20 protein-coding genes, 2 riboswitches and 1 other annotated feature are annotated in these 24,214 nt (G+C 34.0%); all 20 genes read left to right on the top strand.

The features are described 5' to 3' along the window. Positions 1 to 54: 54 nt before the first annotated feature. The 20 genes from IAE51_RS01685 to metF all read left to right on the top strand — a co-directional run bounded on the left by IAE51_RS01685 (position 55) and on the right by metF (position 24,184). Entirely contained in the window at positions 55 to 1,872 is a 1,818-nt protein-coding gene (locus IAE51_RS01685; RefSeq protein WP_129881669.1) for an ABC transporter ATP-binding protein, read from the top strand. Continuing rightward, the gene (locus IAE51_RS01680; RefSeq protein WP_103054783.1) at positions 1,856 to 3,682 is read left to right on the top strand and encodes an ABC transporter ATP-binding protein; all 1,827 of its coding nucleotides are present in this window, start codon (positions 1,856 to 1,858) and stop codon (positions 3,680 to 3,682) included. Before IAE51_RS01685 ends, IAE51_RS01680 begins: the two co-directional genes overlap by 17 nt. Before the next feature lie 120 nt (positions 3,683 to 3,802). Next, positions 3,803 to 4,561, top strand: coding sequence for a helix-turn-helix transcriptional regulator (locus tag IAE51_RS01675; protein ID WP_003130207.1), 759 nt, complete (start codon positions 3,803 to 3,805; stop codon positions 4,559 to 4,561). A gap of 15 nt (positions 4,562 to 4,576) precedes the next feature. Further along, positions 4,577 to 4,765, top strand: coding sequence for a hypothetical protein (locus tag IAE51_RS01670; RefSeq protein WP_003130209.1), 189 nt, complete (start codon positions 4,577 to 4,579; stop codon positions 4,763 to 4,765). Positions 4,766 to 4,840: 75 nt separating this feature from the next. Beyond that, positions 4,841 to 4,966 (top strand) — a sequence feature (ribosomal protein L10 leader region). Between the two features lie 25 nt (positions 4,967 to 4,991). Beyond that, on the top strand, positions 4,992 to 5,507 hold the full coding sequence (gene rplJ, locus IAE51_RS01665) for a 50S ribosomal protein L10 (protein WP_003130213.1): 516 nt from the start codon (positions 4,992 to 4,994) through the stop codon (positions 5,505 to 5,507). Between the two features lie 69 nt (positions 5,508 to 5,576). Beyond that, positions 5,577 to 5,942: a 50S ribosomal protein L7/L12 gene (gene rplL / locus IAE51_RS01660; protein WP_003130214.1), complete on the top strand. Its 366-nt coding sequence runs from the start codon at positions 5,577 to 5,579 to the stop codon at positions 5,940 to 5,942. Between the two features lie 343 nt (positions 5,943 to 6,285). After that, positions 6,286 to 7,374, top strand: coding sequence for a non-hydrolyzing UDP-N-acetylglucosamine 2-epimerase (wecB, locus tag IAE51_RS01655; RefSeq protein WP_129881668.1), 1,089 nt, complete (start codon positions 6,286 to 6,288; stop codon positions 7,372 to 7,374). Next, positions 7,364 to 9,838: a glycosyltransferase gene (locus IAE51_RS01650; protein WP_033898902.1), complete on the top strand. Its 2,475-nt coding sequence runs from the start codon at positions 7,364 to 7,366 to the stop codon at positions 9,836 to 9,838. The genes wecB and IAE51_RS01650 overlap by 11 nt, the downstream gene beginning before the upstream one ends. Positions 9,839 to 9,939: 101 nt before the next feature. Further along, positions 9,940 to 10,042, top strand: a riboswitch (TPP riboswitch). Between the two features lie 80 nt (positions 10,043 to 10,122). After that, positions 10,123 to 10,875 carry a hydroxyethylthiazole kinase gene (gene thiM / locus IAE51_RS01645; RefSeq protein WP_021722877.1) on the top strand — a complete coding sequence of 251 codons (753 nt, stop codon included), beginning with the start codon at positions 10,123 to 10,125 and terminating at the stop codon, positions 10,873 to 10,875. A gap of 13 nt (positions 10,876 to 10,888) precedes the next feature. Then, complete coding sequence (gene thiD, locus IAE51_RS01640) at positions 10,889 to 11,692, top strand: bifunctional hydroxymethylpyrimidine kinase/phosphomethylpyrimidine kinase (protein ID WP_200094591.1); 804 nt, start codon at positions 10,889 to 10,891, stop codon at positions 11,690 to 11,692. Next, the gene (gene thiE / locus IAE51_RS01635; RefSeq protein ID WP_200094589.1) at positions 11,682 to 12,329 is read left to right on the top strand and encodes a thiamine phosphate synthase; all 648 of its coding nucleotides are present in this window, start codon (positions 11,682 to 11,684) and stop codon (positions 12,327 to 12,329) included. The genes thiD and thiE overlap by 11 nt, the downstream gene beginning before the upstream one ends. Positions 12,330 to 12,518: 189 nt before the next feature. Next, positions 12,519 to 12,650, top strand: coding sequence for a teichoic acid D-Ala incorporation-associated protein DltX (gene dltX, locus IAE51_RS01630; RefSeq protein WP_003130223.1), 132 nt, complete (start codon positions 12,519 to 12,521; stop codon positions 12,648 to 12,650). Between the two features lie 24 nt (positions 12,651 to 12,674). Continuing rightward, positions 12,675 to 14,174, top strand: a complete 1,500-nt coding sequence (gene dltA, locus IAE51_RS01625) for a D-alanine--poly(phosphoribitol) ligase subunit DltA (RefSeq protein WP_129881665.1) — start codon at positions 12,675 to 12,677, stop codon at positions 14,172 to 14,174. Further along, complete coding sequence (dltB, locus tag IAE51_RS01620; protein ID WP_010905856.1) at positions 14,174 to 15,397, top strand: D-alanyl-lipoteichoic acid biosynthesis protein DltB; 1,224 nt, start codon at positions 14,174 to 14,176, stop codon at positions 15,395 to 15,397. Before dltA ends, dltB begins: the two co-directional genes overlap by 1 nt. A 42-nt stretch (positions 15,398 to 15,439) precedes the next feature. Beyond that, positions 15,440 to 15,679: a D-alanine--poly(phosphoribitol) ligase subunit DltC gene (dltC, locus tag IAE51_RS01615; RefSeq protein WP_003130226.1), complete on the top strand. Its 240-nt coding sequence runs from the start codon at positions 15,440 to 15,442 to the stop codon at positions 15,677 to 15,679. Beyond that, a complete protein-coding gene (dltD, locus tag IAE51_RS01610; protein WP_033898887.1) occupies positions 15,669 to 16,955 on the top strand; it encodes a D-alanyl-lipoteichoic acid biosynthesis protein DltD in 1,287 nt (428 codons plus the stop codon). The genes dltC and dltD overlap by 11 nt, the downstream gene beginning before the upstream one ends. 61 nt (positions 16,956 to 17,016) lie before the next feature. Beyond that, positions 17,017 to 17,177, top strand: a riboswitch (M-box (ykoK) riboswitch). 257 nt (positions 17,178 to 17,434) lie between these two features. Continuing rightward, complete coding sequence (mgtA, locus tag IAE51_RS01605) at positions 17,435 to 20,167, top strand: magnesium-translocating P-type ATPase (RefSeq protein WP_017864534.1); 2,733 nt, start codon at positions 17,435 to 17,437, stop codon at positions 20,165 to 20,167. Between the two features lie 93 nt (positions 20,168 to 20,260). Further along, positions 20,261 to 20,914: a metal-dependent transcriptional regulator gene (locus IAE51_RS01600; RefSeq protein ID WP_012897863.1), complete on the top strand. Its 654-nt coding sequence runs from the start codon at positions 20,261 to 20,263 to the stop codon at positions 20,912 to 20,914. Positions 20,915 to 21,069: 155 nt separating this feature from the next. Then, positions 21,070 to 23,343, top strand: a complete 2,274-nt coding sequence (gene metE, locus IAE51_RS01595) for a 5-methyltetrahydropteroyltriglutamate--homocysteine S-methyltransferase (RefSeq protein ID WP_200094587.1) — start codon at positions 21,070 to 21,072, stop codon at positions 23,341 to 23,343. After that, positions 23,333 to 24,184, top strand: a complete 852-nt coding sequence (gene metF, locus IAE51_RS01590) for a methylenetetrahydrofolate reductase [NAD(P)H] (protein ID WP_200094585.1) — start codon at positions 23,333 to 23,335, stop codon at positions 24,182 to 24,184. Before metE ends, metF begins: the two co-directional genes overlap by 11 nt. The last annotated feature ends 30 nt before the right edge of the window (positions 24,185 to 24,214 follow it).

The raw sequence follows: 24,214 nt of genomic DNA, 5'->3' as shown, positions 1-24,214 counted from the left end.
TCTTTATGGTATACTAATATTTAGAATATTATAAAATAAAATGGAATAGACTGTATGAAAATTTTTAAAGATTTATGGTGGTTTTTTAAGGCAGAGAGAAAAGGTTATGGCGTTGGTCTATTAGCCCTTTTTATTGTTTCTTTAACTCACTTGATCCCGCCTTTAATTATCGGAAAAATTATTGACCATATTGTTAAGCGTAACCTGACTTTACCCTTAATTTTGAGTTTTTCTGGTATTTTATTGATCACTGCACTCGTTGAATATGGCTTTCGTTTTCTTTGGTCTACAAATATTTGGGGTGAAGCCTTTAAACTGGAAAAAATAATCCGTAGTCGGCTTTTTAGGCATTTTTTAAGAATGGATACCCTTTTTTATCAGAGAAATCGGACTGGCGATTTGATGGCTCATGCGACAAATGACCTACAAGCGATACAGAGTGTTGCTGGACTTGGTGTTTTGACTTGGGCAGATTCTTTAATGACGGGCGGGATGACAATCATTGCTATGCTCTTATTTATCGACTGGCGTTTGACAATTATTGCTGTCCTTCCTTTGCCTTTACTCGCGCTAGTATCTAAAGTTTTAGGGGATAAAATTCATGTAAGTTTTGAACATGCCCAAGAAACCTTCTCTGAAATGAATGATAAAGTCCAAGAATCGATTACAGGAATGAAAGCAATCAAATCTTTTGGTGAAGAAGAACAAGATATGGCTGATTTCCAAGTTAAGTTAGATAATATTGATAAAGCCTTTATTAGGGTCAATTGGATTGACTCAATGTACGATCCTTTAATCACTTTAATTGTTGGTTTATCTTATACTTTAACCATTCTTTTAGGGGGCTACTATGTTGTTCACCACGTTTTAACGATTGGTCAGTTAGTTGCTTTTATGACTTATATCGGAAATTTGGTCTGGCCGATGTTTGCTATTGGTGTTCTTTTTAATGTTATTGAACGTGGAAGAGCTTCATACAGTCGAGTAGAAAAATTATTAGCTCAAAAAGCGGAATCAAAAATTTCTGAAGGTACTTTGAAAATGCCAAAAGAAGGTCAACTCCTTTTTGATATTGAAAGTTTTACTTATCCAAATGAGAATGAAGGGCGCAATCTGGAGAAAGTTCAATTTAATTTAAAAGAAGGTCATGTTTTAGGTTTGGTCGGACGAACAGGTGCAGGAAAATCAACGATTATTAAACTTTTAATGAGAGAGTTTGACCATTACAAAGGACATATTACTTTTGCTGACCATGATATTATGGATTATCAATTAGATGAATATTTGCCAGCGATTGGTTATGTTCCGCAAGAACATTTTCTATTTTCGATGTCTGTCAGAGATAATATTCGCTTTGCTAAGATGTCAGCGAGTCAAGAAGAAGTTGAAATTGCAGCTAAAGCAGCTGGAATTCATGGTGATATTATTGCTTTTCCTGAAGGTTATGATACTTTGGTTGGCGAGCGTGGCGTTTCACTTTCTGGTGGACAAAAGCAAAGGTTATCTATTGCGAGGGCGCTACTTATTCAGCCTAAATTATTGATTTTAGATGATGCGCTGTCAGCTGTTGATGCCAAGACTGAACAGTTAATTTTGTCAAATTTGAAGGCCTTACGTCATGAAAGTTCAACGTTAGTTGTCAGTCACAGATTGTCATCAGTAATGGAAGCTAATGAAATTCTCGTACTAGATGAAGGAAAAGTGATTGAGCGTGGTTTGCATGAAGATTTGATTAAATCTGGAGGTTGGTATGCTCAAATGTGGCAAATGCAACAGATTGAAAGTCATTTGACAGCGAATGATGAAGATGAGAATTTACTGACAGGTTCGTCAGTAAATCGGGAAGGAGAAGAAAATGGAGAAATCTACTGACAAAATGTCTGTCAGAGAAAGTTGGCAAGTTTTTAAATTTATTTTCAAATTCCTATTACCTTTCAAAAAGTATTTCGTTTGGGCTTTTGTTTTTAGTGTAATTACAACTGCTCTTGCTTCAATTATGCCTTTTGTTCTGTCCGTTTTTATGGATTCTTATTTGACACCTATGAAAGCGACTGACCAGATTATTTTCTATTTTGCAGGTCTTTATTTGATTTTAGCAATAATCAATTCAATTGCTTTCTTTTTCAAATGGAATTATCTGCAAAATGGTTCGATTTTTGTTAATCAATACATTCGTAAGAAAGTTTATCGAAAAATTCATCAGCTAGGCATGCGATATTTTGACCAAAAACCGACGGGTTGGTTAATCACCAGAATCACAAATGACACCGATTTATTTGATTTCTGGCAGACTTTGTTTAATGCATTAACAAGTTTGCTTTCTATTATCATTGCCTTCATTGCTTTGTTTATTATTGACCACCAAATTGCGCTTGTGATGTTGTTGATTCTTCCCCTATTGATTTTGGCAGTATTGATTTATCAAAAAGTGAGTACAAAAGTTTATCAAGCCATGCTTGCTAAGCGTTCAGAATTGAATACGAAATTAAATGAATACATTTCTGGGATGAGAATTATTCAACAATTTCGTCAAGAGAGCAGACTAGGAAATGAATTTGAAAAAACAAATGATGAATATTATGGTTATCGAAAACGAGTGATTCAGATTAATGGGATTTTGTTGAGCCCTTTGGTTAATTTTTTGATGGCCATCTCAATTGTTGTTGTCTTGTTGATGTATTCTAATCGAAGTCTACATGCAGTGGTTGAGGCTGGTTTAATTTATGCTTTCATCAGTAATGTACAAATTTACTTTAATCCTATTTCAGGATTGATGGATTCTTTATCAAACTTTTCAAATGGATTGGTAGCCTCTAGTCGCATTAAGACAATCATGGAAGAAAAAGAATTTGCGCCACAACAAGGAATTTCAACTTCTGTCAGTAAAAATGTTGATGAAAAATTTACTGACAGAAAATCTGTCAGCAATTCTCCAATCATTCAAGAAGGAAAAATTGAATTTCGCAATGTCAGTTTTTCATATGACGGAGAACATCAAGTTTTGAAAAATATCTCATTCATTGTGAATCCTGGAGAAACGCTTGCTTTTGTAGGTCATACAGGTTCAGGAAAATCGAGTATTATTAATGTTTTCATGCGCTTCTATGAATTCACAGAAGGTCAAGTTTTGATTGATGATCAGGACATTAGAAGTTATTCAAAAGAAGAACTTCGGAAAAAAATTGGTTTAGTATTGCAAGATTCCTTTATGTTTGTTGCGTCAGTTACTGACAATATCAAAATGATGAATCCACAGATTACTGACCAAGCAGCCAAAGAAGCGGCTCGATTTGTTCAAGCTGACAAATTCATCAAGGATTTGGAAAATGGTTACGAAACCAAAGTAATTGAAGGTGGAGCTGCCTTCTCGGCCGGTGAACGTCAATTAATTAACTTTGCTCGAACGATTGTGCGTAATCCGAAAATTCTCTTATTAGATGAAGCAACAGCCAATATTGATACTGAAACTGAAGCGCTTATTCAAGAAGGTCTGACAAATATGCGACAAAATCGAACGACAATGGCAATTGCTCACCGTTTATCAACGATTAAAGATGCTGACCAAATTTTAGTCTTGAACAAGGGAGAAATTATTGAGCGAGGAAATCATGACCAACTTTTAGAGCTTAATGGTTATTATGCAGACATGTATCGAATTCAAACTTTACAAAAAGAACTATGAAAAACCACTGATAGCAGCGGTTTTTCATTTATCAGTTTTTCTGATAAAAAATATTGACAAAAAATAAAATAAGCGATATAATATAAGAAAGATTGATAAAGAATCGGGAAGGGAGAGTTTATGAATTTTGGTCAGAACTTAAAAAAATTAAGAAAAAATGCAAAATTGACACAGAGTCAATTAGCAGAAAAGCTAGGAATGAAGCAAAATGCTTATGTACTTTGGGAACAAAAATCAACCAACCCAACGTTAGAAATACTAGAAAAACTAGCAGATATCTATGATTTACCTATTCAAGAATTAATCAAAGAAACTGATAATAATGCAGAAAAACAATTAATCGATAATTATCGTTCACTGACAGGAGAACAACAAGAATCAGTTATTAATTTTACGGATTTTCTCATTGAACAAAATAAAACAGAGATTATTAATTTGAAAACCTACAGACGTTCTTCTTTAGATTATGCCATTGTTGAAGATGAAGAATTATCGGCAGGTTTTGGTCAATCTCAAAGCAATACAGGTGGCCACTACAAAGCTTACACATCTGAAACTCTTGGTCGATATGATGGTGCAGCCAGAGTAAAAGGGGAATCGATGGAACCTGAATTCCCTAATTTTTCTATTGCAACATTCTTACACACGGGTTTTGGTCGGAGTGGGGATATTTACGCCATTGCTGAAGGAGATTTGGGCGAAGAACGTTTGTATATCAAACAAGTATTTGAAGAAGAAGATGGACAATTTAGAATTCATTCACTCAATCCAGATCCACAATACAAGGATTTTTATCTAGGACAGGAAGATAATTTCCGAATTATTGGACCAGTAGTTGATAATTTTGAAGAAATTGAAGAATCACAGATTATAGATTAAAATGAGGGCTTAAAAATGAATTGGATAAGAGAAATTTTACCAATACTGGGAATTGGATCAATTTTTGCAATTGCTTATGAATTAGTTTTATGGCTTTCACAGAAATTGATAGAAAATGATAGCAAAGAGAAAATAAAAAAGGAAAAAAAGATTGTTAACGTCAAATTTTTTCATCTTTCAAAAAACCAAAAGAACATTGCATGAACTAAAATAAAAAAGAAAAAGAATAAGAATAAGTTTAGTCTTGCATTTTCAGAAAAACTTTGATATACTTATTTACGGTTCTAAAAGAACTGACCGAAGACAGTAGGGGACGAAAGTCATAAACTTCCTACCGAGGACAAATATCAAAATGATAATTGAACTCTCTATGTCTTTTGTGTGTAGAGATTTTTTATTTCTACAACCAAAATAAAATGGAGGTAAAAAAATGAGCGATTACAAAGTAAATGAAGCAACAATTGCTAAGAAAGCAGAATTGGTTGATGTTTACGCACAAAAAATGACTGAAGCAGCATCTATCGTTGTTGCAGATTCACGTGGTTTGTCAGTTGATCAAGATACTCAACTTCGTAAACAACTTCGTGAAGCAGGCGTTGAATTCAAAGTCGTTAAAAACTCAGTTTTGCGTCGTGCAGCTGAAAAAGCTGGTCTTGAAGGTTTGTCAGAAGCATTCTCTGGCCCATCAGCAGTAGCATTTTCTAACGAAGATGTTGTAGCACCAGCAAAAGTTTTGGCTGACTTTGCAAAAGATGCTGAAAATCTTGAAATCAAAGCTGGTGTTATCGAAGGTAAAGTTTCTTCTAAAGAAGAAATCCAAGCTATTGCGTCTCTTCCAAGCCGCGATGGACTTCTTTCTATGCTTCTTTCAGTGCTTCAAGCACCTGTCCGCAACGTGGCTCTTGCAGTCAAAGCTGTTGCAGAAAAAGAAGAATCAGCTGCTTAATTATAAGCAACATTACTTATATCGGCGGATTTACGCAACAAACTAAAAAATTAATAGGAGAATATTAAAATGGCATTGAACATTGAAAACATCGTTGCTGAACTTGAAAACGCAACAATCCTTGAACTTTCTGAACTTGTAAAAGCAATCGAAGAAAAATTTGACGTAACAGCAGCAGCTCCAGTTGCAGCAGCAGCAGGTGCTGGTGATGCAGCAGCAGCTAAAGATTCATTCGACGTTGAATTGACATCAGCTGGCGACAAAAAAGTTGCAGTAATCAAAGAAGTACGTGGAATCACTGGTCTTGGACTTAAAGAAGCTAAAGAACTCGTTGATGGTGCACCAACAATGATCAAAGAAGGTCTTTCTGAATCAGAAGCTAACGAAGTTAAAGAAAAACTTGAAGCAGCTGGTGCTTCAATCACACTTAAATAAGAATTTTATTCTTATTTGAATAAAAACTGTCACATTATGTTGGCAGTTTTTTTAATCTATTGAAAGTTTATAAAACTTTTAAGATAAAACTATAAAATGTTGACTGATGTAAGTTTTATATGCTAGAATATATCGTACAGCGTCTTTAAATAATTACACCAAAATGACAGTGTGGTACATTTGTACCATACTTTTATAATGCATAATATTAATTTAATACGGGACAAAAGCAGTTCAGTTGCTCTTGATACTATTATTTAATAGAATATAAGTATATAGTTTTTAAGGTACATTTAAAGTAGTTAGCCGTAATAAAATATTAATTATAGATGGTGTGGTAGAGATGAAAAAGTTACTCTTTATATTTGGGACTAGGCCAGAATTTATTAAAGTTTATCCAGTAATCCAAGAGGCGAAAAGGCAAGGCAATCCAATTGTTCTGGTTAACACAGGGCAGCACAAAGAAATGCTCAATGAACTTTTAGATGAATTTTCTGTGGAAGTTGATTACGATTTGAAAATCATGGAAAAATATTCTGGTTTATCAGAAATTGTGGCAGGATCAATTAGCGGTCTTGACCCAATTATTAAAAAGGAACAACCAGATGTCATCTTAGTTCATGGTGATACTGCAGCTACTTTGGCTGGAAGTTTGGTTGCTTATTTTAATCAGATAAAGTTGGCACATATTGAAGCAGGCTTGCGAACTTACAATAAATTTTCACCATTTCCTGAAGAAATGAATCGTCAAATTGTTGGTTTGATGGCTGATTATCATTTTACACCAACGGAAATGACGAAAGAAAATCTTTTAAAAGAAGGTAAGCCAAAAAATCAGGTTTTTGTAGTTGGAAACAGTGCTATAGATATGTTTCAGTATACTTTAAAGGATGATTATACAGATGAAGCTTTATCATGGCAAGCTGATAAGAAAATGATTTTAGTGACGGCTCACCGTCGTGAAAATTTGAGTGATTTAGAAGAAATTTTTGATGGAATTGCAGAGATCGCTGATGAATTTAAAAAAACACATAAAATCATTTATCCAATTCATATGAATCCAATCATTCGTGAAAAAGCGCAAAAATTACTGGAACATAGTAATATTAAAATCATTGACCCGCTGGATACAATTAACTTTCATAATGTGATGCGTCATGCCGAGTTGATTTTAACTGACTCTGGTGGAATTCAAGAAGAAGCGGCTTTCTTAGGGATTCCAGTGCTTGTTTTACGTGATACAACTGAAAGACCCGAAGGTGTACTGGCTGGTACTTTAAAACTTGTGGGGACTTCAAAAGAAAATATTGTTAATGAGACTCGGACTTTACTGACAGACAAGACTAAATATGAAAGGATGTCAGGAAGTAAGAATCCTTATGGTGACGGAACAACTTCCTTGCAGATTGTTAATATTCTAAATGAAAAATAAAAAAATTAATTTAAAGTCTTTCCAGTCTGTCTGTCTCATTTTTATCTTCCTCTTTAATTTTGAGTTTATTTTCCGCTTATCAAATTTTACTACCAGGGAAAAATTCTTTACACTTTTCTTTTTTGTGGCTCCTTTGATGCTGAGTTCATTTTTTATCATTACTGATAGTGAAAAGGTCCCTAATTCAGTTAAAAATCTTAGTATTATCGGTGTTTTCGGCTTCTTAATTTATGGTTCAAATCGCTTAATCGTATCGTTAACTTATCTCGTAGGAGGTGAGCATGCTGTTCCACAGCTCTTTTCTTTTCGATTTTTGATTGCCATATTTACCTTATTCTGTTGTGGTTTAGCTTATTATGTTTCAACAAAAAAACGCTTAATCTATAATTTAGCAACTATTATTGCCTCTTTATGGTTTATTACATTACCTATTATCGGTTTTAGATTTCTTTTTAAAATTTTGATTGAACACCAAAGGTTTGACTTCTCAATTGTAAGTAATATGGATATTAGGTATTTGATTGTTCCCTTTATGCCGATTATGTATTTAAGTTTTTGTAAGTTTACTGGTGTTGATCTGAAGCAAATAAGTAAAAACATAAAGAATACTGTTTATGCGCTCCTATTAATCTATCTAGTAGCCCTGATTGTCTATTCTGGGACTCAAATGAATATTACATTTAGTTTTGCACAAGAAGCTTTCTTTAATGGAATAGAACTTAATCATGGTGTATTATTAGCTCATTGGCTTGAAAGCTTGACAGTGGTTTCTCAATTCGTTCTCCCGATTATCGCTTTTGCTCTAGTAATTGGATATAAGGGTGAAAAATCTAAGAAAAAAATATCCACTCTAAAACCATTTTTAATTTTATTATTAATTGCATTGGGGGTATATGGCTATATCTTCTTAATTGAACCTCCGACTAACTTTGTTAGGTTTAATGAAAAAGTATTTAATAGTTATTTTGCTTTGCAAATATTTGAAGTAGTAGTCATTATGCTTTTGAGCATTTATACTGGATTAAAAAAGTTTATAAGGCCAAGATCAAAAATACTATTGTATATTGGATCAAGTCTCCCTTTCCTCTATTTATATATCGTAAGATATCATTATTGGGAAAATAGTTATATTTTTGCAGATGTTTTTGACCGTATCAATTATATTTTCTTTCTTTTTTCAATTTTTGTTTTTCTTTATTATACTGTGGAAGTCTTCATTCTTTGGTATTCTTATAGTAAAAGACAAAGAATTAACGCTCTTACTTTAAAAAATGAAGGACTAAAAAAGCAGTTCCATATCTATGTTTTAATCCCATGTCTGAATGAAGAATTAGTGATTCAAACAACTTTAAAAAGTATTTTAAAAAATGATTACGAAAATCTAGTGGTAACAGTTATTGATGATGCAAGTGATGATCACACATTGGAAAAAATTTCTGAACTTAAGGATTCTAGATTAAATGTATTAAAACGATTGAAACCTAATGCACAGCAGGGGAAAGGAGTAGCGCTCAATTGGGCTTACTATCAAATTAGTGAACAAATTCAAGAAGCAGGAATTGCTCCTGAGGATGTTCTTATTGCGATCATCGATGCTGATACAAAACTTGATCATAATTACTTTGAAAAAGTTAATTGTGCCTTTAATCATGATGATAAACTTACCGGTTTACAATCAAAAGTTCGTGTTGCAAATTTACTTAAAGATGCTTCTCAGGATCTCGAATTTTCTGAAATTATCAATGCTACACAGTCTTTTCGAAGTTTGACCAATACGGTTGCCTTTGGTGGAAATGGTCAATTCTGTAAATTGAGTACTCTTCAAGCCCTAAATGAGGATCCTTGGACAGATTCTCTTGTGGAAGATTTTGATTTATCAACCCGTCTGTTTCTGTCAGATATTGAAGTTAAAAATGCTCAATTTGATGATATTTACATTGAACAAACAGGGATTATCAATGATAATGAAGCTTTGGTTAAACAACGAGTGCGATGGGCGCAGGGAAATATCCAATCTTCAAAATATATTTTACCGACGATTCGGTCAAAAAAATTGCAGAATAAACAGAAGTTTGAATTACTGATGACCCTACTGAAACCTTGGTTAATGGGAATTGAATATATTATTGTAATTTATACAATGATAATGATTGTTAATTCACTTATATTAACTGGAATTACTGAACCGCTCAGAATTGTATTAATTCTTTTTATACTAATGTCCATTTATATTATTGTAGTCAATTTTGTATGGGCTATTCTTTATAATAAAGAGAAGTCGCAAGAAAAAACAAGGGTGTGGGATGTAGTGAAAGATACGGTTAATCTGACGAAATTTCTACTTATTTTAACTCAAATTTATCCACAGTCAGCCATTCGATATTTCAACTCTAAAAATGATTGGGTAAAAACTAATCGTCAAGAAGAAAGTGTTGACCCTCATATTGATGAGTATAAAAAATAAGAAAAACCTGCCTTTTGGGCTAGGTTTTTTCTTTTGTATATTTGCGAAATTAGTTTTTTTAGTTTAAATATGTTAAAGTAGTTGTAGTTTTAAAAATAAATCAATAACACAATGGGTACTGGTAAAAACTAAAATTACCGGTTGAGAAAGACCATCAGACTTGAACAGGTTAAGACCTGCGTAAGAATGTGTCCGAGTTTTAATTGTATTTTCTTTATGAAAATCTTTTAGCTTACTTTCTTATCATACTAGAGCCCTCCTTGTGTCTATAAAGGAGTTTTTTGATGTCAATTTTAGAAAAGATTCAAGAAAAACAACCACTTATCTTAAATTTAGCGAATTTTGTAACTCCACAAAGAGTTGCGGATGCGATTAGTTTTGCTGGTGGTTCACCATTAATGACTGCGGAAATTTCAGAAAGTGAAACTTTAGTTGAAATTGCAGATGCTGTAGTGGTTAATATTGGAACCATTTCAGAAAAGGATTATCCGCTTTTTTTGACTATTTGTCAGTTAGCAAATCAAAAGCACAAACCTTTAATTTTGGACCCAGTTGCTGTCAATGTCCCTTTTAGAGCAAATTTTGTCAAAAGATTAATGCAGGAGGTAAAATTTGATATCATTCGTGGGAATTCAGCAGAAATTGCTTGGTTTGCTGATAAAGAAAGCTTGAACAAAGGAATTGATGCACTTGAGTCAAATTTAGAAGTTGAGCACGCGCGAGTTGCTGCTCAAAAAACAGGGGCAGTCATTATTCAAACTGGAAAAGTTGATGTTATTTCTAATGGGTTTGAGGAATTATTTGTTGAAACTGATAGTCCACTTTTTAAAATTAATGTTGGCTGTGGGGATATGTTGTCAGCAATTGTTGGAACTTTTGCGGCTGTATCTGATGATTTATTTAAGGCGGCTTATGAAGCGACAGAATTCTTCGGTGAATCTGGTGTGAAAGCTACTGAGCAAGTAGAAAATCTACCAGGAAATTTTGTGAATCGTCTTCTTGATAAAATTTATCAAGCGACGCAAGAGGTTATATAAGGGAGAAGAAGAAATGATTGATGTTTCTCAAGTTGTGACAATCGCTGGAATTGATTCTTCTGGTGGGGCTGGTATTAATGCTGACCTAAAAACTTTTCATAATCAAAAAGTATATTCGGCAACAATTGTGACAGGGTTGACAGCGCAAAATACCTATGGAGTACAAGAAATTTTACCGACAAATAAAGCTTTTATTTTGGCTCAATTTGACTCAGTATTTTCTGATTTGGAAATTTCGGCAGCTAAAACGGGGGCACTTTTTGATACTGCTCAAGTTGAAGCGGTAATTCAAGGCTTGAAAAAATATAAACCGAAGCATTTGGTGGTGGATCCGGTAATGGTGGCTAAAGGCGGGGCAATTCTTTTGACAAGAGAAGCCATTGATTTGATAAAAAATGAATTATTACCTTTAGCAGAATTGGTCACTCCCAATTTGGAAGAGGCAGAGGTTATGTGTGGCTATAAAATTACTGACGAAAAGAAAATTTTAAAAGCCCTTCATGATATTCAAAAGTTAGGTGCTAAAAATGTGCTGATTAAAGGGGGACATGGTAATGGAGAACTGGTCAGAGATTATTTATTGATGACAGATGGTTCTGTCAGTACTTATGACTCTAAAAGATTACTGACAGAAAGAACACACGGAACCGGAGATACACTTTCTTCTTATATTACAGCTCATTTAGCTTTAGAAGAAGATTTAAAAGAAGTGATGCCAAAAGCTAAATTGTTTATTACTGAAGCTATTTCACAAACAATTAATGTTGGTCACGGTCATGGACCGTTAAACCATTGGGTGACAATTAATGAGAAATAAAATTTTAGACCTGAGGGCGTATTTTATTGCTGGCCCACAAGATTTTCAAAAACTTTCAATTGATGATGCAATCGATAAAATTTCTGTAATCATAAAAAGTGGAGTAACGGTTTATCAATTTCGTGATAAGGGAACAATTTATAAAAATAATAATCAACGATTAGAAGTAGCAAAAAGACTACAAGGAGTAGCTCAGAAAGCTGCTGTTTCTTTTATTGTGAACGATGATGTTGAATTAGCGCGTGAACTGTCAGCTGACGGGATTCATGTCGGACAAGACGATGATTCTGTCAGTAAAATTCGCGAGCTGATTGGCCAAGAAATGTGGGTAGGACTTTCTGTCAGTAATGATATGGAATTAGAAAGCGCTCAAAAAAGTGGAGCTGACTATTTGGGAATTGGTCCAATTTATCCAACAAATAGCAAGTCCGACGCAGCAGAACCAATTGGGATTGACCATTTAAGAAAAATGCTTGAGCATAATCAATTACCAACAGTTGGAATTGGTGGAATTACTGAAAATTCACTGACAGAGCTTTCAAAAATTGGTCTGGGTGGAGTTGCGGTAATTTCTTTGCTGACAGAATCCGAAAATTACAAAAATATGGTTCAAAAAATTAAGCAAAATATTAGATGAAAAAGATGTTGTACCCTTAAAAATACAACAAAACAAAATGATTCCGTTTTCTTTTTATTATATAAATTAAACTTACACAAATGTAAGTTTTTTTTCTTTAATAAATGTTATAATCAGAGTCATAAATGATATGAGATTAACTGAGTATTTTAAAAACCTCTTATTACTTTATATTTAAAAGGAGTTCCAATGGACAAGAAAAAAGAAATTCGTCTATTTTTGGCTAAAACAGTATTTTACTTTATAATTATTTTAATTCTGCTCTATCTTTATTCCTACAGTCATACTGGCGGAGCACACTTTATCTATAACGAATTTTAGAGAGAATTATCGAAGGAGTTAATTATGAAATTATTAGAACAAATTTTTGAAATTGCAAAAAATGAACCAGACCTTATCGTACTTGCCGAGCGTGAGCAGAAATTTACTTACCGTCAATTATTTGCTGCGGTTTCACATATCTCAGAACAAATCAATGAACGCAATTTAAATCAGCGTCCAATCTTGATTTTCGGTAAAAACGATTTTATCACTTTAGCAGCCATGCTTGCGACAAATTTAACTGGTCACGCTTATATTCCTGTTGATGCTCACACACCATTTGAGCGGACAGAAATGATTAAATCAGCGGCAAAACCAGCGGTGGTACTCACTACAGTTGAGCTGTCAGCAGATTTTGAAGCACTTTTTACTGACAGAATTTCTCTTGAACTTACTGACCAGATTTTGACTGACAAACTTCCAGCACTTGATTTTTCTAAAGCTGTTTCTGGAAATGACAGCAATTATATTATTTATACTTCTGGAACAACAGGAGTACCAAAAGGTGTTGAAGTCAGTCATGATAATCTTGTGACTTTCACCAATTGGATGAACAATGATTTTATGAAAATTGAAAATAATCAAATCTTGTCACAAGCCCTTTACAGCTTTGATTTATCAATTTTCAGTTTGTACCCAAGTCTTACAACTGGCGGAACATTAATTTCACTCTCACGTGACGAAACAACCAACTTCAAATTACTTTTTGAACGTTTGAACAAAACGGTCATTAATACTTGGATTTCAACACCATCATTTGTTGATATTTGCTTATTGGACCCTTCGTTCACTGAGAAAGAACACCCTCAATTAGTTCAATTTATTTTCTGCGGTGAAGAATTAACAAAGAAAACAGCAGAAAAATTACTGACAGCTTTTCCGTCAGCAAATATATACAATACCTATGGTCCAACAGAAGCAACAGGAGCCATTTCGTCAGTAAAAATCACGAAAGAATTACTGACAGAAAATGACCGTGTCCCAATTGGTTTTGCCAAACCAGGTGTTGACTTAAAAATTATGGATAAGGAAATCATCATTGTTGGTGATTCGGTAGCCAAAGGTTACTTTGAAAATCCAGAAAAAACTGAGCAAGCCTTTTTCACAGTCGACGGAAAACCCGCTTATCATACAGGAGATGCCGGTTCAATTTCCGCTGACGGAATGCTCCATTACCAAGGACGAATTGATTTTCAAGTTAAATTTAATGGATTCCGTATTGAACTTCAAGATATTGAAGCCAATATTCAAAACTTAAAAGAGATTGAAAAAGCGGTAGTCTTACCGAAAACGAATGACCAGCATAAAGTCACCGCATTAATCGCTTATTTAGAAACAGAAAAAACATTTGAAGACCGTGCAGCCGAACGCGCCTTCACAAAAGAACTCAAAGCTGAACTTTCAAAAACAATTATGGATTACATGATGCCAACTAAGTTTGTTTATCTTAAAAAGTTCCCATTGAATCAAAATGGCAAAGTTGACCGTAAGGCACTCGCCCAAAAAGAGCGAGGTGACAACTAGTGCAACCCTATTCAACACCCTTTTACTTCGTGATTTTAGGACTTGCTTTAATTCCTATCGTTATTGCCCAGCTTCTGGGCAAAAAACTCATGTGGTATCAAGTCCTATTGACCATCGCTTTTCTTTGGCTGACATTTTCGGGAACAGTGACAATTTGGGCATTAATCGGTTTCGGAGTCTTCCAGACCATCATTGTAAAATTCTATGAGTGGTATCGAGTAAAACAAAACAAGAATCAGAGTTTTGTTTTCTACCTCATCATTCTGCTCTCTATTCTGCCATTAGTGATTGTCAAAGTGCATCCTCTGTTCAATCCAGGACCTGGACCAGGTTCAATTCTTGGATTCTTAGGAATCTCTTACATCAGTTTTAAGACAGTAGCCATGATTATGGAAATACGAGACGGACTTATTAAAGCCGTTCCTCTTAAAGAATTTCTTTATTTCCTCTATTTCTATCCAACGATTTCATCAGGACCAATTGACCGCTTCCGACGTTTTGTTAAAGAACTAAAAGCGCCAGTTGTCACTGAGAAATACCTTGATTTATTAAATAAAGGTGTCTTTAGAATTTTCCAAGGTTTCCTTTATAAATTCATCATCGGATACTTGATTGACCAATATTGGCTACATGGCATTGCAATCTCTGCAACAATACACCCAAGCTTCTTGAATGTTTCATCATCAATGTATGCTTACGGACTTTATCTATTCTTTGACTTTGCTGGCTACTCACTCTTCGCTATTGGTGTCAGCAATTTAATGGGATATGACCTCCCACACAACTTTAACAAACCTTTCCTAGCTAAAAATATTCATGACTTTTGGCAAAGATGGCACATGACTTTGAGTTTTTGGTTCCGTGACTTTGTATTCATGAGATTAGTGAAAACATTCATGGTTAAAAAATGGTCGAAAAATATGATAACCATCTCAAATGTTGGTTACCTCGCAAATATGTTACTCATGGGATTCTGGCATGGTTTAACTTGGTATTACATCCTTTATGGTTTCTACCACGCTATGTTAATGATTGGGTATGACGCATGGAAACGTCTGAAGAAACGTAAAAACTGGAAAATTCCAGATAATAAATGGACAAGTGCTATAAGTATTTTCATTACATTTAATCTAGTATTTATCAGTTTCCTTATTTTCTCAGGAATACCAAATCATATCATTATGCACTGCATAGATCCACATTTCCCACTTCCTAACTTCTAAAAGGCGTTAGGCATATCATAAAAAAACATTAGGAGAAACAAAATGAAAGAACAAATTTTTGATATTATCGAAACCGTATCAGGCACAGACGAATTCCGTGAAGACTTAGACATGGATTTATTTGAAGAAGGAATTCTTGATTCAATGAGAGCCATTATGCTCATTGTTGAATTAGAAGGCGCTTTTGATATCAGTCTTCCACCATCAGAAATGGACCGTGAAGATTGGAATACAGCAAATAAAATAGCAGCACGCGTTCAGGAAAAAAAGGATGAAAATTAAAATTTTTAGAGCCATTGGCCCATTAATTGCAGCTTTAGCCCTTGTTGGCTTACTGATATTTCTCCCAATAAATGTTGGTATGAAATACTCAAAAGACCAACTTGTTAAATTTGCTCAATCACCACTAAATACTCCAAGCTTTACAGGCTATTCAATTAAAAAACAAGCCTATTCAGACCCCGAGTTTTTACCAGTTCTTGGTTCATCAGAAATGGAACATGTGGATTCTTTTCACCCAAGTGCCTATTTCAAAAAATACAATTCTGGTTTTACGCCATTCTTAGTAGGACAACCAGGAACAACTACTTTAACCCACTTTTTCTACATGAACTCTGTGGCAAATGAGTTAAAAAATCGTAAAATTGTTTTTGTCATTAGTCCACAATGGTTTTCAAAACAAGGAATTGTTGAAAGTGAATTGAAAAACTTTGTATCCAAAGGTGAGATTTACGGTTGGTTAAAAGAAGCAAACCCTAAAGCAGATACCACCACCCAACTTGCAAAACATTTATTAAGATTTAGATCGCTTAAATCTGAAGAGACGATTTATAATTCTCTAGAACGTCTAGCAGATAAAAAACCACTGACCGCTCTACAAAAAATGACTGTGGCGACCAATCTTCAGTTTTGGCGAAAAGAAGATTTACTCTTCTCAAGTGTTTCACAATTCACAGCACAACCTCTTGGACTTACACCAAAAATTAATAAGTTTGCTAAAGAATTACCCAATGATCCAACCTCTGAAAACTTAGAAAAATTGGCAGTTGACCAAGGAAAAGATAGTTCAAATAACAATCCTTTCCAAATCAATAATAAAGTTTGGGATAAGAAAATAAAATCTAAATATAAACATCTAGAAAATTACAAAAAACATGTTTCCTATTTAGAAAGTCCAGAGTATCAAGATTTCCAACAGCTCTTAAATGTGTTTGCCAAAAATAATAATGATGTTTTATTTGTTATTCAACCAGTAAACGGCTCATGGTCATCTTACACTGGAGTATCAAAAGCAACACTCGAAAATTTCAGCTCTAAAATTAAAACACAATTGCGCAGTCAAGGCTTTTATCAAATTGCTGACTTAACAGATATGTATAACACGCCTTATGCCTCTGGTGATACTGTTCACTTTGGTACTAAAGGTTGGTTAGCCACAGACAAAGCGATTGAAAAATTCATGAAGACACCAAGCAAGGTCAACTATCATATTGATAATTCGTTATTTTTATCAAAAGATTGGGCAATGAATGGTGCAACAGAGTCTATAGTAAATTAAAAATAAAAAAGATTGACAAAAAAGAATATGTCAGTTATAATAATAAAGGTTATGTCTATGACATAATCGTCGGTAGGTGAGGCTACCGCAGGGATACGGGTTGCTGCCGCAGAGTCGTGGAGACACGATGAGAGGGCTAACAGTTCACGTCGACAAACAAGGCGTGAAATAGTGCAACAACATTGCCCTGCGGAGCTAAAGCTTGAACGATAGCTTGTAACTGATTCGCTCTATAGTAGTGGTATCTTTTTTGGAATTATTCCCTTGCCTACGTTTAAGTTTTGTAGGCAAGGTTTTTTTATATTTAAAAAGGAGGTGAAAACGGAAATGGAATCCCAGAGTATTAATAGTCCCGAGCCTGATAGGCCGCAGATAATTAACGTGATAAGAGCAGCTTTCCGTTTTTATCACCTTCTTTAAAGTGCCTAACGTTTGGGACTGTACACACAAAAATATTATAGAATATGAGGTACAGACCAATGAAAAAAATTAGAAAAACACTCGAAAACACAAAAAGAGCTACAACATTTGTAGATAACAATGAAATAAATGCAAGATTAGAATTTGCAAAAACTTCTACAAAAGAGGAGCTATTTCAAAAATTTAAAACATCAAATAAAGGATTAAGTGAAGAACAAGTAGAAATCTCTCGTGAACAATATGGAGATAATACGATTACGCGTGGTAAAAAAACTTCACTTATTAAACGGCTTTATCAAGCGTTCATCAATCCTTTTACCATTATATTGTTTGTCTTAGCATTAGTTTCAGCTTTTACGGATATTATCTTAGCAGCTCCTGGTGAGAAAAATCCCCAAGGACTCATTATCATTACTACAATGGTTTTAATCTCAGGAATTCTGCGTTTCGTTCAAGAGACTAGAAGTGGAAATGCTGCTGAGAATCTCTTAAAAATGATTACGACGACGACAAACGTTCATAGATTAGAATCAGGAAGTCAAGAGATTCCTATTGAAGAAGTTCTCGTAGGCGATATTATCCATCTATCAGCTGGAGACATGGTTCCAGCAGACCTTAGGATTATTCAAGCAAAAGACTTATTTATCAGCCAAGCCTCTTTAACTGGTGAAAGCGAACCAGTAGAAAAACTAGATTTAGCTACTGATGAAAAAGATGATTCAATCACAGAGTCAGTAAACCTAGCCTTCATGGGTTCAAATGTCATTTCTGGTAGTGCTTATGGAGTTGTAATTGCAACTGGAGATGCGACCATTTTTGGTGAAATGGCAAAAAGTGTAACCGAAGACTCAACTAAAACAACTTTTGAAAAAGGCGTTAACTCAGTTTCATGGGTCCTTATTCGCTTTATGTTAGTTATGGTTCCATTTGTCTTATTGATCAATGGTTTCACTAAAGGTGATTGGATGGAAGCTGCACTATTTGCTTTAGCAGTTGCTGTTGGTTTAACACCAGAAATGTTACCAATGATTGTGACAACTTGCCTAGCAAAAGGTGCAGTCACAATGTCAAAAGAAAAAACAATCATCAAGAACCTAAATTCTATTCAAAATCTAGGGTCAATGAATATTCTCTGCACTGATAAAACTGGAACATTAACACAAGACAAAGTAGTATTAATGCGTCATTTAGATATTCATGGGCAAGAAAATATTCGAGTATTAAGACATGGATTTTTGAATAGTTACTACCAAACTGGTTTAAAGAATTTAATGGATTTGGCAATTATCGAAGGAGCCGAAGCCAAGCAAGATAAAAATCCTGAACTGGGTGGTCTAAGTAGTAAATATACAAAAGTTGATGAAATTCCTTTTGATTTTGAAAGACGTCGGATGAGTGTCGTAGTAAAAAGCAATACTAATGGAGCGACTTCAAAAACTCAAATGATTACTAAAGGTGCAGCTGAAGAAATGTTAGACATCTGTACTTTAGTCGAAGATAAGGGAAATGTTGTTCATTTAACTCCTGAACTCAGAGCATACATTCTGAAAAAAGTTGATGAACTTAACGAAGAAGGAATGCGCGTGATTTTAGTCGCTCAAAAAACAAATCCTTCACCAGTAGATACATTCTCGGTTCAAGATGAATCTGAAATGGTGTTAATGGGTTATCTTGCCTTTCTTGATCCACCCAAAGAATCTACAGCAAAAGCAATCAAAGCACTCAATAAATATGGGGTATCAGTTAAAATCTTGACTGGTGACAACGATAAAGTTACTCGTTCAGTTTGCAAACAAGTAGGACTTCCAGTTGATAAAACTATTTTAGGTTCTGATATCGACCAATTAGATGATAATGAATTGGCAAAGATTGCCAAGGAAGCTTCTGTTTTTGCTAAGTTATCACCTCAACAAAAAGCCAGAATAGTAACAACACTTAGAAATTCAGGCAATAGTGTCGGCTATATGGGAGATGGTATTAATGACGCAGCAGCAATGAAATCATCTGACGTTGGAATTTCAGTAGATAGTGCTGTAGATATTGCCAAAGAGTCAGCTGATGTAATTTTGTTAGAAAAAGATTTAATGGTTCTTGAAAAAGGAATTATTGAAGGAAGAAAAACCTATGCTAACATGATTAAGTATATAAAAATGACAGCAAGTTCTAACTTTGGTAATATGTTCTCAGTTCTAATCGCTAGTGCATTTTTACCATTTATCCCAATGTTATCTATTCATATTCTCTTACTTAATTTAATCTATGATTTCTCTTGTACCGCTATTCCTTGGGATAATGTCGATGAAGAATATTTGGTTGTTCCAAGAAAATGGGATGCAAGTTCTGTAAGTAAATTCATGTTGTGGATTGGCCCAACAAGTTCCGTATTCGATATTACAACTTATCTCCTAATGTTCTTTGTGATTTGTCCAGCAACATTTGGACCATTTAGCTCTCTTGTCCCTGGAAGTGCAGCATATATTGGATTTATCGCGCTCTTCCATACTGGTTGGTTTGTTGAATCAATGTGGACTCAAACCTTGGTTATCCATATGATTCGTACTCCTAAAATCCCATTTTTACAAAGTCGTGCTTCGGCTCCACTAACAATCTTAACTTTCATGGGAATCATTGGACTCACAATCATTCCATTCACAAGCTTTGGACATTCAATTGGTTTAATGGCTTTACCAATTAACTTTTTCCCATGGCTAATTTTAACAGTAGTGATGTATATGATGCTTGTCACCATATTTAAAAAAATATTTGTTTCAAAATACGGTGAATTACTTTAAATAAAAAATAAAAGTGGTGATAATTTATCCCACTTTTATTTTACTTTGGTATAGTCTATGCTATAATTAAATCAAGAAAAGTAAGGTAAAAAAATGAAAACATCAAAAAATGAACAAGACTATCTAAAGGCAATATATAGCCTAAAAAATGAAAATAATGGATCTGTTAGTATTAATGCCATTGCTCAAAAATTATCAGTATCATCACCAAGCGCCACTGAAATGATTAAACGATTAGCCAAAAAAGAACTTGTTATTCATAAACCTTATTATGGGGTATCACTTACAGACTTAGGAAATCACGAAGCGAGATTTATTTTAAAAAGTCATAGGGTCTGGGAAACTTTTCTTTTTGAGAAGGTTGGATATACAATGGAGGAAGTGCACGATGAAGCCGAAAATTTAGAACATGCTTCATCACCAAGGTTGATTGAATCTCTATATGTCCTGATGGGCTATCCAGCAACTGACCCTCACGGCTCAGAAATTCCTACAGAATCATTTTGGCTGAAAAATGAAGTGGAACTCACACTTGATGAAGCACAAGTTGATCAGACTTACCACGTTACTGCTATAGAAGAAGAAGGAAAAAACTTTTTCAAAAAATTAGAAATTTCTCTTCCACATCTTATTAAAGTAATCGATAAATTAGAAGATAAATCAATAATTATTAAAGAAGATCGAGAAAGTTCAATTGTAATCCCACCATTTTTACAATCTAAAATTCATCTCATGCATAGAAGATAAGATAAGATACACTAAAAGTCCAAGAAATTTATTTGGACTTTTTATTTTTGAATTTTCATATAGTTTTAAACTATAGGTCATCATATTAAAAATGTATTATTAAAGTTTTATTAAATTTGATAAGATAGACCTATTAAAAATTGGAGACTATGACTATGAAAAAATCAATTATTGCTTTCCCACGTATCGGTTCAAACCGTGAATTAAAATTTGCTCTTGAAAAATATTTTCGTAAAGAAATTACAGAAGAAGAATTACAAACAGTAGCCAAAGAAATTCGGTTGAAAAATTGGAAAAGTCAAAAAGAAGCTGGAATTGACTCACCTATTTCCAATGACTTTTCTTTCTATGACCAAACCTTAGATTTATCAATTGCTCTTGGTGCAATTCCAGAGTCTTATAAAAATTTAGAATTAAATGAACTAGATACTTTATTTGCATTAGCGCGTGGTTTCCAAGATGAACAAAATGACGTAAAAGCAAGACCAATGAAAAAATGGTTTAATACAAACTATCATTATTTAGTTCCAGAAATTAACAAAGATACGATTATTAAAGCAAATTTTTCAAAATTATTAAATGAATATAAGGAAGCAAAATCTGCTGGATTTGAAACCAGACCAACAATTATTGGCCCATATACATTTTTAGTTTTAGCAGATTACAAGTCAGGAGCCACGAAAGATACAGTATTATCTGATGTTATTGTAGCTTTTCAAACACTACTAAAAGAACTTAATCAACTAGGAGTAGAATGGTTACAGATTGAAGAACCAGCACTTGTTTTAGACCAAACTGAAGAAGAAAAAAAATTATTTGTGAGTATTTATGAAGAACTACTTAAGAGTAAAAACAACCTTAAGATACTTCTTCAAACATATTTTGGAGATGTTCGTGATAGCTATAAAGAAATAGTAAAGCTTGATTTTGATGGTATTGGTCTTGATTTTATAGAAGGAAGAGATTCTTTAGCTCTTATTCAAAAATACGGTTTTCCCAAAGAGAAAATACTTTTTGCAGGACTAGTAAATGGAAAAAATATTTGGCGTAATAATTATCAAAAGACACTTGAGCTACTAACCGCTTTAGATGCAGTAGCAGATATCGTAATTAATACAAGCTGCTCTTTACAACATGTTCCGGTAACAGTTAAAAACGAAACTAAATTATCAAAAGAAATTCTTAAACACTTTTCATTTGCCACAGAAAAATTAAATGAAATTGATGAAATTTCCGATATTTATTTTAATAAAAACACTTCTTTTTTGAAGAAGAATATCGAACTTTTTGAAAATGAAAGAGTTCGTGAAAATACTAAACTTAAGCAAAAACTTGATAAATTAACAGAAAAAGACTTTACTAGACAACCGTCACTAGTGGAAAGACGAGCAAGTCAATCTCAATCGCTTAATTTACCACTTTTACCAACCACAACCATCGGTTCATTTCCTCAAACGGCAGAGGTGAGAAAAGTTCGGCTACAAAATAAGCGAGGAGAATTAAGCCAAGCAGATTATGAAACATTCTTAGAAGAAAAAATAAAAGAATGTCTTAAACTCCAAGAAGATATTGGATTAGATGTTTTAGTCCATGGTGAATTTGAACGAAATGACATGGTAGAGTATTTTGGAGAAAAGTTAGAAGGTTATGTTTTTACTCAAAAATCATGGGTTCAATCTTACGGAACACGTTGTGTCAAACCTCCAATCGTGTGGGCTGATGTCACTAGACCAAAATCTATGACCGTCCGTTGGTCAGCCTATGCTCAATCTCAAACGTCTAAACCAGTAAAAGGAATGCTGACAGGTCCTGTAACGATTCTAAATTGGTCTTTTCCGCGAGAAGATATTTCGTTAAAAGCAAGTACTTTACAATTGGCATTAGCTGTTCAAGAAGAAGTTCTTGACTTAGAGAAAGCTGGCATTAAGATTATTCAAATTGATGAGGCAGCTTTGAGAGAAAAGTTACCACTTCGCAAAAGTGATTGGTATAAAGAATATCTAGATTGGGCAATTCCTGCCTTTCGTTTAGTTCACTCTAAAGTAAAACCGGAAACGCAAATTCACACGCATATGTGTTATTCTGAATTTGAAGATATTATTCCATCAATTGACGCAATGGATGCTGATGTAATTTCTTTTGAAGCAAGTAGAAGTGAGCTATCAATTATCGATGCATTGAAAGCTCACCATTTTAAAACTTTGGTTGGACCTGGAGTCTATGATATTCATTCTCCACGAATACCTAGCGTAAAAGAAATACAAAATCAATTAGAAAAAATATTGGACAAATTACCAATTGAACAAGTTTGGGTAAACCCTGATTGTGGTCTTAAAACACGTGGTAATGCCGAAACCATTCCTAGTTTAAGACACTTAGTTGAGGCAACTAGGGTGTTAAGAAAGGAAAAGGTTGAATATGACAAGTAATTCCAAAATTCTTTCTTTTGAAGTTTTTCCACCTACAACTCAAATTGGAAGTACCAACTTGGTAAAGACCTTGGATAGCCTAAGAACTCTCTCGCCAGATTTTATCAGTGTAACTTGTAGTAACAATAATTATGATAATATTGGAGATACAACTATAAAGTTTGCTGATTATGTAAACAATACACTAGATATTCCAGCGGTTGCTCATTTACCTGCCGCTTATTTAGATAAAGCTCAAGTGATCGAAATTTTGGAACGGTTAAAAGATAAACAAATCAAAAAAATTCTTGCTTTAAGAGGTGATATCAGCGATGAACCGATGAAAAATGATTTTAAATTTGCAAGTGATTTGGTTAAATTTATCAAAGATTATGATGATAGTTTTGAAGTTTTAGGTGCTTGCTACCCCGATATTCATCCCGAATCAGTAAATCGAGTGAGTGATTTTCATTATCTGAAAGAAAAAGTAGATGCTGGTTGTGACAGATTAATTACGCAACTATTTTTTGATAATGATAGTTTCTATGATTTTCAAGAACGATGCGCAATTGCTGAGATAAATACTCCGATATTCGCCGGAATAATGCCAGTAGTCAATCGAAATCAAATTCTTCGTCTATTAAAAAATTGTAATACGCCATTACCAGCAAAATTTATTAGAATACTCGAAAAATATGAACATAATCCTTTAGCTTTAAGGGATGCTGGAATTGCTTACGCCATCGACCAAATCGTTGATTTAGTAACAGAGGATGTTGCTGGAATTCACCTCTATACGATGAATAATGCAAATACAGCACACTCCATCCATGCTTCAATTTCTTCTTTATTTACCGTTTGATACATAATAAAAGTTATGTAAAAAGAAATT

This window comes from Lactococcus sp. S64 (assembly GCF_016516525.1).
In the GTDB taxonomy this organism is placed as follows: Bacteria; Bacillota; Bacilli; order Lactobacillales; family Streptococcaceae; genus Lactococcus; species Lactococcus lactis.
Note: the sequence above shows the minus strand (reverse complement) of the source record. Positions and strands in the feature narration are given on the sequence as shown.

What these genes read in the sequence shown, in the direction of transcription:
- IAE51_RS01685 (WP_129881669.1), top strand. Translation starts at nt 55, where the DNA reads ATGAAAATTTTTAAAGATTTATGGTGGTTTTTTAAGGCAGAGAGAAAA.
- IAE51_RS01680 (WP_103054783.1), top strand. Translation starts at nt 1,856, where the DNA reads ATGGAGAAATCTACTGACAAAATGTCTGTCAGAGAAAGTTGGCAAGTT.
- IAE51_RS01675 (WP_003130207.1), top strand. Translation starts at nt 3,803, where the DNA reads ATGAATTTTGGTCAGAACTTAAAAAAATTAAGAAAAAATGCAAAATTG.
- IAE51_RS01670 (WP_003130209.1), top strand. Translation starts at nt 4,577, where the DNA reads ATGAATTGGATAAGAGAAATTTTACCAATACTGGGAATTGGATCAATT.
- rplJ (WP_003130213.1), top strand. Translation starts at nt 4,992, where the DNA reads ATGAGCGATTACAAAGTAAATGAAGCAACAATTGCTAAGAAAGCAGAA.
- rplL (WP_003130214.1), top strand. Translation starts at nt 5,577, where the DNA reads ATGGCATTGAACATTGAAAACATCGTTGCTGAACTTGAAAACGCAACA.
- wecB (WP_129881668.1), top strand. Translation starts at nt 6,286, where the DNA reads ATGAAAAAGTTACTCTTTATATTTGGGACTAGGCCAGAATTTATTAAA.
- IAE51_RS01650 (WP_033898902.1), top strand. Translation starts at nt 7,364, where the DNA reads ATGAAAAATAAAAAAATTAATTTAAAGTCTTTCCAGTCTGTCTGTCTC.
- thiM (WP_021722877.1), top strand. Translation starts at nt 10,123, where the DNA reads ATGTCAATTTTAGAAAAGATTCAAGAAAAACAACCACTTATCTTAAAT.
- thiD (WP_200094591.1), top strand. Translation starts at nt 10,889, where the DNA reads ATGATTGATGTTTCTCAAGTTGTGACAATCGCTGGAATTGATTCTTCT.
- thiE (WP_200094589.1), top strand. Translation starts at nt 11,682, where the DNA reads ATGAGAAATAAAATTTTAGACCTGAGGGCGTATTTTATTGCTGGCCCA.
- dltX (WP_003130223.1), top strand. Translation starts at nt 12,519, where the DNA reads ATGGACAAGAAAAAAGAAATTCGTCTATTTTTGGCTAAAACAGTATTT.
- dltA (WP_129881665.1), top strand. Translation starts at nt 12,675, where the DNA reads ATGAAATTATTAGAACAAATTTTTGAAATTGCAAAAAATGAACCAGAC.
- dltC (WP_003130226.1), top strand. Translation starts at nt 15,440, where the DNA reads ATGAAAGAACAAATTTTTGATATTATCGAAACCGTATCAGGCACAGAC.
- dltD (WP_033898887.1), top strand. Translation starts at nt 15,669, where the DNA reads ATGAAAATTAAAATTTTTAGAGCCATTGGCCCATTAATTGCAGCTTTA.
- mgtA (WP_017864534.1), top strand. Translation starts at nt 17,435, where the DNA reads ATGAAAAAAATTAGAAAAACACTCGAAAACACAAAAAGAGCTACAACA.
- IAE51_RS01600 (WP_012897863.1), top strand. Translation starts at nt 20,261, where the DNA reads ATGAAAACATCAAAAAATGAACAAGACTATCTAAAGGCAATATATAGC.
- metE (WP_200094587.1), top strand. Translation starts at nt 21,070, where the DNA reads ATGAAAAAATCAATTATTGCTTTCCCACGTATCGGTTCAAACCGTGAA.
- metF (WP_200094585.1), top strand. Translation starts at nt 23,333, where the DNA reads ATGACAAGTAATTCCAAAATTCTTTCTTTTGAAGTTTTTCCACCTACA.